At 32.3% G+C, this 12,303-nt stretch carries 14 protein-coding genes and 1 pseudogene; 2 read left to right on the top strand and 13 right to left on the bottom strand.

All coding sequences use genetic code 11. The features are described from left to right. Window positions 1-60: 60 nt before the first annotated feature. The 12 genes from ABF682_RS11660 to ABF682_RS11605 all read right to left on the bottom strand — a co-directional run bounded on the left by ABF682_RS11660 (window position 61) and on the right by ABF682_RS11605 (window position 9,993). On the bottom strand, window positions 61-1,662 hold the full coding sequence (locus tag ABF682_RS11660) for a type I restriction-modification system subunit M (RefSeq protein WP_415619911.1): 1,602 nt from the start codon (window positions 1,660-1,662) through the stop codon (window positions 61-63). 20 nt (window positions 1,663-1,682) lie between these two features. Continuing rightward, window positions 1,683-4,688 carry a type I restriction endonuclease subunit R gene (locus ABF682_RS11655; RefSeq protein WP_415619910.1) on the bottom strand — a complete coding sequence of 1,002 codons (3,006 nt, stop codon included), beginning with the start codon at window positions 4,686-4,688 and terminating at the stop codon, window positions 1,683-1,685. A gap of 121 nt (window positions 4,689-4,809) precedes the next feature. Next, window positions 4,810-5,943, bottom strand: coding sequence for a tyrosine-type recombinase/integrase (locus ABF682_RS11650; RefSeq protein WP_415619909.1), 1,134 nt, complete (start codon window positions 5,941-5,943; stop codon window positions 4,810-4,812). Continuing rightward, window positions 5,936-6,502, bottom strand: a complete 567-nt coding sequence (locus ABF682_RS11645) for a DUF1643 domain-containing protein (protein WP_415619908.1) — start codon at window positions 6,500-6,502, stop codon at window positions 5,936-5,938. The genes ABF682_RS11650 and ABF682_RS11645 overlap by 8 nt, the downstream gene beginning before the upstream one ends. Window positions 6,503-6,579: 77 nt before the next feature. After that, window positions 6,580-6,876 (bottom strand): hypothetical protein, encoded by a 297-nt coding sequence (locus ABF682_RS11640; RefSeq protein WP_415619907.1) that lies wholly within the window; start codon window positions 6,874-6,876, stop codon window positions 6,580-6,582. After that, window positions 6,873-7,334: a JAB domain-containing protein gene (locus ABF682_RS11635; RefSeq protein WP_415619906.1), complete on the bottom strand. Its 462-nt coding sequence runs from the start codon at window positions 7,332-7,334 to the stop codon at window positions 6,873-6,875. Before ABF682_RS11635 ends, ABF682_RS11640 begins: the two co-directional genes overlap by 4 nt. 21 nt (window positions 7,335-7,355) lie before the next feature. Then, complete coding sequence (locus tag ABF682_RS11630) at window positions 7,356-7,655, bottom strand: DUF960 family protein (protein ID WP_415619905.1); 300 nt, start codon at window positions 7,653-7,655, stop codon at window positions 7,356-7,358. A gap of 69 nt (window positions 7,656-7,724) precedes the next feature. Further along, complete coding sequence (locus ABF682_RS11625; RefSeq protein WP_415619904.1) at window positions 7,725-8,207, bottom strand: hypothetical protein; 483 nt, start codon at window positions 8,205-8,207, stop codon at window positions 7,725-7,727. Window positions 8,208-8,210: 3 nt separating this feature from the next. Next, window positions 8,211-8,573: a hypothetical protein gene (locus ABF682_RS11620; RefSeq protein WP_415619903.1), complete on the bottom strand. Its 363-nt coding sequence runs from the start codon at window positions 8,571-8,573 to the stop codon at window positions 8,211-8,213. 14 nt (window positions 8,574-8,587) lie between these two features. Beyond that, window positions 8,588-8,857, bottom strand: coding sequence for a Mor transcription activator family protein (locus ABF682_RS11615; protein ID WP_415619902.1), 270 nt, complete (start codon window positions 8,855-8,857; stop codon window positions 8,588-8,590). A gap of 301 nt (window positions 8,858-9,158) precedes the next feature. Next, window positions 9,159-9,626 (bottom strand): hypothetical protein, encoded by a 468-nt coding sequence (locus tag ABF682_RS11610; protein WP_415619901.1) that lies wholly within the window; start codon window positions 9,624-9,626, stop codon window positions 9,159-9,161. A 109-nt stretch (window positions 9,627-9,735) separates the two neighbouring features. Continuing rightward, on the bottom strand, window positions 9,736-9,993 hold the full coding sequence (locus ABF682_RS11605; protein WP_415619900.1) for a hypothetical protein: 258 nt from the start codon (window positions 9,991-9,993) through the stop codon (window positions 9,736-9,738). Window positions 9,994-10,108: 115 nt separating this feature from the next. Here ABF682_RS11605 and ABF682_RS11600 point away from each other — a divergent pair, with 115 nt between their 5' ends. Together ABF682_RS11600 and ABF682_RS11595 are read left to right on the top strand one after the other, a co-directional pair. After that, window positions 10,109-10,693, top strand: coding sequence for a hypothetical protein (locus tag ABF682_RS11600; RefSeq protein WP_415619899.1), 585 nt, complete (start codon window positions 10,109-10,111; stop codon window positions 10,691-10,693). Window positions 10,694-10,697: 4 nt separating this feature from the next. Next, window positions 10,698-11,345: a hypothetical protein gene (locus tag ABF682_RS11595; RefSeq protein ID WP_415619898.1), complete on the top strand. Its 648-nt coding sequence runs from the start codon at window positions 10,698-10,700 to the stop codon at window positions 11,343-11,345. 707 nt (window positions 11,346-12,052) lie between these two features. Here ABF682_RS11595 and ABF682_RS11590 read toward each other — a convergent pair. Beyond that, a pseudogene (locus ABF682_RS11590) lies at window positions 12,053-12,303 on the bottom strand (bacteriocin activator); the annotation flags it as partial.

Raw genomic sequence — 12,303 nt, 5'->3', positions numbered from 1 at the left:
AGCTTACGCTGTTCCCAATCGTCAATAACCCCCTTAAACCTTAGTAAGGGTACATTTTTCTTACTCATTCTTGCCCAGCTCCTTGACTATTTTTCGAAACTGATCAAGTTGTTTAGAAGATGCATCATCAGTTGCTGTTAACTCGTCTATCATTTCTAACATACCAGACATATTTTTCTCAATTTTTTGATCAACATTTTTTAATTCTGTCGCAACTTCGACTAAATTGATTTCAGGCTCAGGTTCAAAGGTATCTACATAACGTGGAATATTTAAGTTATAGTCATTCTCCTTTATTTCATCTAGTGTGGCTACATGGGCATATTTATCAACGTCTTTTCTATCTAAATACGTCTTAACTATCTTGACAATATTATCTTCTCTTAGCTTATTATTCTTCTTTTCTTTTTCAAATTCTTTAGAAGCATCTATAAACAGCACATCATCATTTTTTCTATTCTTTTCAAGAATCATAATTATTGTAGGTATTGAGGTGTTAGTGAAAATTTTAGCTGGCAATCCGATTATTGAAACGATATTATGACTAAGCAATAATTGTTTACGGATTTTTTCTTCTGCTCCACCTCTAAATAAAATACCATGTGGCATTACAATAGCCATTCTTCCATCTTGCTTCAAATGATATAGCCCATGTAATAAGAAAGCGTAATCTGCTTTGGTCTTAGGAGCTACACCTACCTTAAAGCGTGGATCATCTTCTCGGCTAGTATTATCCCACTTTTGTGAATATGGTGGATTAGACATAACCGCATCAAACATTCTTGGACTATCAACACCATCGACTAGACCATCTGGCCAATCATTATTTAAAGTATCTGCATTATGTAGCAAAATATCATTATATTCAACACCGTGCATCATCAAATTCATTCTAGCTAAATTAAAGGTGGTAGTTATCCATTCTTGTCCATAATATTTAATAGACCCTCGAACTCCGGCATTTTTCATATAAGATGCAGTCGTCAACATCAATGAGCCCGAACCCATCGTTGGGTCATATAGACTATAAGGTGTATTTTCTTCTTTCCCATGTGTCAAAATTCTAGCCATGATATCAGAAACTTGATGAGGTGTATAAAATTCACCAGCCTTCGCCCCTGAATTAGCAGCAAATTTTCCAATTAAATACTCATACAAGTCACCTAGAACATCAGAATCTTCATCAAGCTCTATTTTATCCATGAGATTAATCCAATCCATCATTGTCGCTGTTCTAGTTTGCGTGTTATTACCTAATCTATTTGATGTTAAATCCATATCAGCAAAAATACCATTAAAATTTGTTCTAGCATCCTCACGAATTCCTTGTTCAAAATGAGTTAATGCTTCAGATACCATCAGAATATTAAACTTATCCTTATTAATTGCTTCTTTCCAGTCTATGAACATATCTCCAGGGCGAATAACATATCCAAGCTTTTTCTGCATGAATTCAGCAGCTCTTTTAGAATTCTGATTCCAAATATTTTCCCATTTTTCATCGCGCAGCACCGTTTTTAGCCATTTTTGTGCTTTCTCAGATAAAAACTTATAGAACATTACACCAAAAATATAGTTTTTATATTCAGCTGGTTCAATTTTTCCACGTGTTTCATTCAATGTTTTCCAAATTAAGGCTTTTCTTTCACTAGTTAGTGCCATTTTATTATTCCACCTGCTATTTATATTTTATTGCTATATAACGAATTAAAAAAATCCATCAATTCATCTTCAAAATCCGCTGTTTCAAAAAATCCAATTTTTTCTTTTTCTTCAATTTTTTGTAACTCTTCGTTTAACTTAGGATTATCATTCAAAGCAAAACCTGGCAAGTATTTTTCATATGCTTCAAAAATATAGTTTCCGTTAAAGTTCTTATCTGCCGACCAGCGTCTTATTTGTAACTCCTCGTTTGCCGAGCGAATCATTTTTCGTGCCTCTTTTAAGCTTTCAGTGTTGAAATGTTCCTGATAAGTTCCATCTTCAATACCGTTCAAAATTTCTCCAATTTCATTTCGATTATTATCATCCATTGCAGTTACATGCTCTTCAACCTGTTTCCGATTTTTAGGAATAGTTTCATCAATATAATTGTTCAGCAATTCAACTAATCGGTCATAATCAATTATTTCATTAGCATATGCTTGTAAAGCTATTTTTATTTTAGTTAAATCAATTTTTTTCTCAAGAGGTAATAGCTCATTGACATCATTGAGTCTTGCTTGTAAAGCGCTTAGTTCTTCGACATTTTTAATAGCTAAACTAATTTTCTCTCCTGTTTCCCTTCCATCTTTGTCCAACTGATTAACTTGACTCCCCAGCTCATAACCTTGTTGAACTAATTGTTGCGTACTATTGTTGACTTTAGATGCTAGAACAACAAATTCAACTCTTGCTTTTTCTGAAGCTGGAATTTGTGAGAAGTCTTCTCCACTCAATCCCTGTAATCTTTTAATATCTGGTTGAATAGTTTCTATTTTTGTTGCCACTTTTGTTGCTAAAACATCATCATCAAATAAATTTTGTTGTTCTTTAAGCGAAGGCTGCTTTTTGGCATCTTGAACAGTATCATTTCCACCCTTGGTATAAATAATTAAAGCATGTTTCACGTTGTCTTCCATCAATTTTCCTTTTCTGAAAAATCTAACCTTACCATGTGGTTTGGCATTTTTATTGATTGTTCGATTAGTCCGTGACATAGCTTGAATTAACATGCCTTCTTTTAAAATTTTATCCAAATATATGATGTTTACGTACTTAGAATCAAATCCTGTTAATAATTGATCTGATACGATAACCAAGTCCAAGCGATCTTTATCATTATTTCGATTATATGGCTTTCTACGTGAAATTCTTCTTGTTAAATCATCTAAATAAGCTCCCTCAGGATTTTTATCGTCCATGAATTCTCTTGTATTGTAAAATTTAGAATAAGTTTCTATCGCTTTTTTTAAAGCTTCCTGTAAATCCGAAGATCCTTCTTCGTTATTCTCCTCCCGTGAATATGTCATCGTTACTCTCAAATCAGGAGCCATTTTTTTAAACAAATTGTAGTAGGCTACAGTTGCCTGTTTCCCTGACACTGCAAAAATTGCTTGAAATTGATTTTGCTTTCTAACTCCCATTTCAATAGGTCCAGAAGCATTTTCCTGCCAATGATCTACAATATCCTTAACAACCGCCTGACGATAAGGAAGGCTAGTATAAACTTCCTTTTCAAGTTGTTGCTCAGTCATTTTAGAAGCACTATCAATTTCAAATTGAGATTCATAGTATGTTACATCGAAACCAAGCACATTACCATCACCAATAGCATCTTTAATTGTATATCTGTGCAATCTTGGTCCAAAAATATCATGGGTAGAAATGTTTTTTGATGTTTTGACATCATTAATCTCATCACTATAAAAATTCGGTGTTCCTGTAAAACCAAACCACGTAGTTTTAGATAATCCATCCTTTATTCTCTTAACTGCCTCGCCATTAGCTGATCTATGTGCTTCATCCATCAAAATTACCATACGTTTATCTGATTTTAGACCTGACTTAATAGCCTTATCCAACCCCTGAACGGTAATCAGATAAATATGCGATGAAATATTATTTTTTAGAATTCCTTTTATTTGTCGTCCATTCACAATTTTAATTCTCTGTTCAAAAGTGGTATAAGCAAAAGATTTAAAATTATCACATGTTTGCTTAATTAGATCTACACGGTCAACAATAAACAAGACATGTTTTACTTTTGGCATCGATGCTAGTAGCTGTGCTACTTTAAAAGAAGTAACCGTCTTACCAGAGCCAGTAGTATGCCAAACGTATCCACCTTCTCTTTCAATCAAATTATTATTGTCCATCTGTTTCATTCTTTCAAGAATTTCTCTAGTAGCTTGAATTTGATATGAACGCATTACCATTAAATTATCATTTGATGCATCAGGAATCATGTTAACTGTGGCTAATCTATGTAGTGCTGGTATTCCCATAACTTCATGAATAAATTTCATTGTATCCGTTACATCTTTACCATTTTTGTCTCTCCAACCAAATACAAAGTCTTTATTGTATGCTTCAGATGTTGCATCTTTTGGCCTGGCAAAATAATGTGCAGAGTGTTGTGACAAAATAAATTGAATTTGTACAAAAGAAAATAATCCCGAATACATTCCGTCACTATGATATTTTTGAAACTGTTCAAAAGCACTCCATTGATTTTGCAATGTTTCATCTTTTTCTTCGATATGAACGACTGGGAGACCGCTTATCAACAACATTAAATCAATTCTCCTTTTACTACTCAGCGTAAATGGCAATTCATCAAATGTTACTTGGCTTACAACTTCATATTGTGAATGTCCCCCTGCAACTTCATCTCCAAAAAAAATTTCAATTTCTAGTGATGTCCCGTCATCCCTTATTAAAGGAAGTGTTCCTATACCACCGGCACCAGCTAACATCAGCTGTGCATCATAGGCAGTCTTATTTTTATTCAACTCTATTAATAATTGATGAAACTCGTTATCGGACAAAACGCTTCCTGCTAATTTTGGTGCGTTATTTTGATTTAAAATTTCGCGCCAATGTTCATATAGTACTTTGGTTGTTTTGTTAGAAAAATCTTTACGATAGGTCCAACCTTCAGATTCTAGTTTATCAATTACTGCATTTTCAAACTTATTTTCTGCCATAACTATCCTCTTTTTTTAATGCAATCTATTTCATACAAAGTAGTAATTATATTAATACTTTAAAACAAATTATTTTTTTTGTACATTAAAACAAATAAAAAAACAAGGTCTCCCCTGTTTTTTATCCAAAGTCGACAATTTCAACGACTTTTGCACTCTCATTCTCGACTTGTTCTGGCAACAATCCAATATAATACTTCTGCGTTATCATTATATTTGCGTGGCCTAAATAATGTGAGATATATGCTAGTGAGACTTCTCCAGTTGCTAACATCATACTAGCCAAAGTGTGCCTCATTGTGTGTGTTGAAAATTTACTCTCCATTCCCAAGTGCTTTTGTAATTGATGATATGCAGAATTAATTGAATTTGAGTCTGGAAGTTTCGCTTGTCTTGTCTGAAACAATAATTGCTGTGGATTAGCAATTCCTCGTCTGAAAAGTTCTCTACGATGAAATTCAATCCATTTAACTATTTTATTCATCGCTGTTCGACTTACTGGAACATTCCGAATTGAATTTTTTGTCTTCGGTTCCTTAAACAAATTATGCATTGAGTCCCAAGACTCATCAATTATTATTTCACACTTAAATTGATTGATGTCTTCATATCTTAATGCTAAAGCTTCACCAACTCTTAGCGCAGTCTGTGAGATTGCCATTAAAACCATTCGATTCACATCACTTAGCCGATAATCATATTCCAATAAGAAGTTTTGAATTCTCCGAAAATCCTTAATAGCCATGAATTTTCTGTCATCAGGCTTCGTTTTTCTTGGATCAGCTACAACTCTAATTCTGCCTCCTGCAGGATTTCGATTAAGTACACCATCGTCATATGCATCTCTTAAACAAGCACGTAGATGTCCTAAATCCTTCCTTGCTGTTTCGTGGGCTAGGTTTAAATTGTTGAAAAACATTTGAATCTTATCTCTTGTCAATTGATCCATTCTTGTCGTTGCCAAAGCTCCACGTCGAAAATGCTTTTCACTAACACGATAACTTTCTAAAGTTGCTAAACCGACAATTGGTTCTTTATAAAGCTTTACCCAATCTTTATAGTAATCTATGAACTGCATTTTTGACTTTTTAAAAGAACTTCCGTTAACGAAATCATTTTCTATCTGATACAACCAATCTCTAGCTTCTTTTTTTGTTCTAAAACTCTTATCCTGACGTATTCTATCAGTTCCTGAGCCTCTGGTAAATTGTGCTGTATAAGGTAATTTGCCATGCTTTTTTTGAATGCTACTCATCTAATATCAGTTCTTTTTGTCGCTCTTTATCCCATTTTACTAATATCCAATGTTCATTTCTAATCGCTAGAGGATGAACTGGTTTATGCTGGCCATTTACCAAATCATAAAATTTGTCTATTGTAATCTCAGCTTTTTGGACTTGGTTCACAAATAATTTCATTCGATCAGTCGCTACTTGATATCTCGTAGCTAGAGAACCAATTGCAATGATTACTTTTTCCACTTCACCAACAACTTTTATCAGTTCATCCATACCATCAGCTGGAAAAGCTTCGCCTAATGTCTTCTCATTGATTACTTGAACTGGTCGTGTAAACAAATTAGCGATAATTACACCACCATAATCCTCTATTTCTACTATTTCATTTTTTATCAACATTGTTGTTAGATCGTCTTGTAATAAAGTTTTACTACTTGGATAGTTACTTATAACTAATACCAAAGGCAGTTGACGATTCCAAACATACTTGGTCCAGTAAACGTCTACCCCTTTTATTTTTCGCTCAACTTCTATCGTTGCCTTATCGACGTGCTTTCTTTCTTCTTGCACACTCATTTTACTCACCATCCTTAAATTCATTAATAATTGTTCCTGCAACATTAATTGCTAAAGTTAGTAACAATTCAATCCATTTATTCAATCTCCCTACAGCTCCTTACTACTTGATTTTTTTCATTAAGCAACCCAATACTTAAGACTTTTTCTTGTTTTGAATCCAATATGATAAATCCTGTGTATCTGCCATAACCATAAAAATAGACCATTACCCAATCTGGTAATGGCCCACTTAAATCTAATACCAAGAAATCAATTTCATCTCTGGCTAGCAAATATGCTTCTGTTGAAACATCTGCAATTTCAATCTTCTTATTACTTTCAACTGAAAGCATCGCATACAACTTTGATTCCTGTTTTTTTCTATCAATCAAATAAAAATCTCCTCTCGTTGCTCTCTTAAAGAAATAAATTTCCCACTTGAACCAATAATTAAATGATCAAAGAAACGAATTCTCATATAATCACAAGCTTGCTTTATTTCTTTTGTAAAATTGACATCCTGCTTTGAAGGTGTTGGGTCTCCACTAGGATGATTATGTGCGATGATTACACTGGTTGAATTTGATAACAATGCATTTCTAATTACACTTCTGGCAAAAACTTGTGCCTCTGTTACTGAACCAATACTTAAAATTGAAACATTAACCGGTTCAGACTTTGCATTTAAACATGCTACTATTAAATGTTCATCTGGCTTATCTTCAATAATCTCTGCAAACAAATCGTATGCACTAAGAGAAGTATTACATACTCGATCTTTATACAAGAACCCTCCTTCTTTAACCAATTTAACTGATACACATGAAACTCTTTTCGCTATCTTTTCCACATAAATCATTCCTTACATTATCTAATATTCTTCAGGTAACAGCATCACAATCTGTCCACCATCATCAATTACCCAAATTCTAAGTTGTTTTACTACCCCTTTTTTGAAACTATATTCATCAATAAATAAGGGTTGCTCTTGTCGATGAATAACCTTGCTGCAATTGTTATCTTGCGAAAATTCAAAAATTTGTAAGTAATCTAATTTAATATTACTTTCTCTCTTGTGCTTAATTAAATTCCAACATATCAGTTGTTGGAACATAGAAACTTTTTCTTTAATACCTCTTGTAATATATTTCTTTTTCTCCAACTCAAACACTGTGACACAACCTTCCGACAAAATAAAAAAGCCTAATCGTAATTGATTAGACTCAAATCAGTTGTCCTCTTACTTTGACACCTTTTTTCCTTTGGTAATTTCATTAACTTTCTCTTCAACATCAAACTTAAAAAATGAAGCTGCTCCACCTATCAAAGCAAGCACATTACCTACTAGAAAAATCCATGCTCCTATCGCAAAGGATGCTGCTCCACCTACATTACCTGTATCAGCAAGTTGTCCTTTTAAGACAAATAAGAAAATCATAGTTACAAATGGAAGACCAAATTTAAGTAGACTCTCATATTGCTTTAGTCCTTGAATTCGACCAACTACCAAAATAACTGCTGGAACTACAATAAATAGTGTACCCAAAAGATAATCACCATTAAAAATTAACTTGTATCCTGGGTATGAAATACTATACATGTAACCCCCACCAGGATCTCCGGCATAGAAATTACCCACAAATAGCGAAATAATCATAATTATGGCACCAATTACATCCAAATTATGCAGTACCTTAGTCAAAAATTCATTTTTATTTTCCACTTGTTACTCCTCGCTCTCTTCCTTTTTTTCAACATAGCCATTTGCTACCAATTGATTTTTAAACCACGTATCATACATCAAGCCAAACCAGATGCCCTCAGCCAAATTAACAATTATTCCCAGTGATGATCTTTCTAAAACGACATTGATTACTACTGCTATCGCAAATGGGACTGCAATCTTTTTAACAAATCCTTCGGTCTTATAGATATTACTGAACATTGCGTAAAATAATGTGAAGATTCCTCCCAACCAATTGAAACCAGCTTTCACTTCACGTACATCCATTTTGCCATTTATTTTCTTTTCAAAAACCATGTTTTCCTTTATTCGACCACTAAAATTAAATAAATCAGATACATCCATTTTTATTTTCCCCTTCAACCTTTATTTTTATTGTCCCTAATAACCTTATGCACCCATTTCTGTGAGTACCCATACTCGCGTGCAAGTTGCATCGAATTACTCCCAGTAAATTTACGTACAACTTGGCGGCTTGCACGCTTACGATCATACAAATGTGTGGGAATCGTTAACTGTGAACCACGATAATGTTGATAAACAACAAGCATCGCATCTACTCCAATTAATTCACATAGACTCTTATAAAAATCTTGGAGTGCCTCAATATCTACATCTTTGTCCTTCATAAATCTCCCCTTCCTTTTTCATTAATACTTTTCACCTCTTTTCACTTATCTTTAAAATTAATCATAAACACTGTGCGAGCTCTTCGCTACTTAACAGTGGCACTACACTTAGCAGTACATTCCTCCTTAGACTTGTCCTATAATTGTGGTAAATAAAAAAGGAACCCAATTCAGAATTGAGTTCCAAGATAATAATATATACTTAAAGATTCAGAGCTTACTATTAAACGCTAAATTAATTATCAGTTCCATGCATATGCTAACAATTATAAAGAACGCTTGAAAACTTACGATCAAAGAATTATGAGAAGGAAAGTATAGATACTAAGTTGATGATGAGTACAATTCCACCAAATATTATTAGTAACCTGCCACAAACTACCGCTATTATCATTGGCTTTGTTCTTTCAATCTTAAGTAATGTCGTTTCCCATCTATATTTAAATAATCCTAAAATTTGAATAATCCCCTGCACAACTAGCATTACACAAAAAATTATCAGACATATTTGTATATTATTTTTAATAACAAAGAAAAGTAAAACTAGAAATAAAATACCAATTATTGACCACAACACTACTATTAGTTTAGTAAGAATAACATACGCTGGCTTATTTTCTCTTGTTGTTTTGATAAGAGGTTCTATATCTTTTCTTCGTCTTTTATGACCTATTAAATCTTCAAATGTCGTCTGTTCTTTTGATAAGGATCTATTAACAAGCACACGTCCAAGCACTATCATTACAATGCTCACCAATAACTCTTCCATAGCACTACATCGCCCATTCTATTAAGAAATTATATTTCTTTGATATTATACCATCAACTACCTCCAAATTATTCTTTGCTTTATAAAAACAAGTTAGTTACAATTCACATTATGAAAGTAGAGCGGCTATAATTCCTACACCAGTTATTACTCCTATTCCCAAATCAGTTTCTGGGTTAAGCACTATCACAGCTACTACTAATATAATTTTCGAATTTTTTTCAATATATTCTTTGATAGGATTTGGATTCGCAGCAATTTTCTTTTGGTCTGTTTCATATTCAGCATAAGCTACATTTGTAACAGAAATAGGAAGTGTTCCTGTCAAATTATGAAAGCTTGCAGTTAAAGTAATTTCATAATCCATTTCATAAGTTTCTCCATTACTATTACTGTCTTGAATTAGAAAGATGTCAGCAGAAACGTCAATTATAATATTTGTATTTGTGATATACTTGATAAAAATATCGACAGAGGTGTCTATGATGGATCTTCTTCAACTATTATTTATTGTTTTAGGAATTGTGATTTTATGTGTTTTTCTTTTTTTTGTGCTTTTAATACAAATGCTCAAGCTTAGACGCCATTTAAGAGAAAATTTATTAAATTTCACTCACTTCATTAAGAATTACGAAGATACGCATCCTGTTTCTGAACCCGCTTTTGATATTACCGATATCATTTCTAAGAGCTACCATCCAGCAAAAAAGCTTAAAGCTATAATTACCTTAAACTTAAGCCTAGTATTTCTTCTGTTACTTTCGCTTGTTTTCAGGGCTCCCATGTATATCGAAAAGTTACTATTTATACTTTTTTTTGTTATGATATTATCATTACCGCTATATTATCTATTCTTAAAGAAACACAGAAAAATTTTTTTACTAAACACTCAACTTAGGGAAAATAATATTAAACTGGACCGCGAAAAAAATAAATTAATTTCTCAATTTGATTGGGAAATTGCAACATTATCCAGAAAGATAACGTTCAACACACTACAAGCCTTCGAGCTTTTAAATTGTGTCATGCTTTGTGTCCTATTTACCCAGATGATTATAAGAGGCTAATTTTTTGTTTTTGCAACAGAACCCTTGTGATATACTTGATAAAAATAATATTGGAGGGATTTCTTTGCATTCCTACATTGAAATTAATTTTTTCTTATTGCTTCTTGCTGCGTTGTGCTTTTTTATGATGCTGATATTTTCAAGAAGAGCATCTAAAACTTCAAAAAAAATCAATGAGCCTAAAATTCAATATACATCTTTAATTAAGAATTATAAGAAAGACAACTTAATTTCTATTGATGAAATCAAAGCTCTCTCTGCTATTAATAGCTACCCTTTTACTTTATTTTTTTTCAGGACATTTCCTTTCAATCTTCTATTCTCTTTTTTCTCCGTTATTGTAGCCTTTTTTTATTCTGTATTTTACACTCAAATTAGGCCGCTACTCTTTGTGCTATTTCTATTATGGGGAATATTTTGGCTATTATCCTACATTGTTTTAAAAAGAAAAAGTATTAATTTACATTCACAGATAAAAAATAAAAATCCAGTGCTTCTAAAAAACTCCAATATTGTTAATCTGACTATCCAATACGACCAAAAAATTTTACCACTAATTAAAAAAACTACACTTTTTTCCCTGCTTGCTTCAATTTTTATGAATCTCGGATTATTATTATTGGTTTCCTTTTTTAATTTTTATCATTTTTGATTACCGCTATTAAAGCTGAAAATCTGCTTAAATTGAATAATAATACTTAACAGAAGAAGTGTTGATTTTGTAGACCTATTTTATTTGGTATACTGAGTATAAATGAAATAGGGGAGTGTTTTTATTGAATATCAATCAATTAGATCTATTGCTATTAGCCAGTGCAATTATTTGTACTATCATTTTTTTAATATTTTTGTTTCGACTAATTAATACACAAAAGGCCTTAAAAAAACAAATAGCTATTTTTAACCATTTATTAAATATATATAAAGAAAATGATGATTCCTTTGCTACAAAGGAATCATCATCAATTTCGTTAAAATTACATAAATTAGCAAGAAAATTGTACAATCCAGCGAAACTATTATTACCAATAATTATTGTAAACATGATTCCAGCAATCATGTTGCTTTTATTGTTTCCTGTTCACGGCCTATTAATGAATGTGTTACTTATTTTCTTCCTTAGTTGTATCCTTTGTTTGACTATATACATTTTTTATTTAATAAAGCACAAGGAATTTTTTAGTTTGGAAAGAAATTTTGTAGACAGTGGTTATCAAATAAACAACGACATTTCTTTGCTAATTCAGAAATTTGATTATTCGATTTCTCCTCTAATTCAAAAAAAAGTGTTTGCTACTTTATATGCCTTTGAATTTCTAAATATTACCCTAATTTGTCTAACGTGGTCCTAGGTTACCTTTAGGCCATTATTACTTTAACCAGTGCTACAATTGATGCACTAACTTCTTCAGCCGTCGTTCCCGCAGTTGCTATCGTGATATATATTCCTCCTACTACAATAACTGAAATTAACGCAAACTTGGCGAATTGTTCAACTTCACCTGTAAGCTGATTATTATAATCATTTACTGTAGAACTTGGAACACCTGTCGGCACAACTTCAATCTTATGGAATATCTCATCAATAATTATTTCATATTCTAGTTCAA

The sequence above is a fragment of the Liquorilactobacillus sp. genome (assembly GCF_047719775.1).
Taxonomy (GTDB): Bacteria; Bacillota; Bacilli; order Lactobacillales; family Lactobacillaceae; genus Liquorilactobacillus.
Note: the sequence above shows the minus strand (reverse complement) of the source record. Positions and strands in the feature narration are given on the sequence as shown.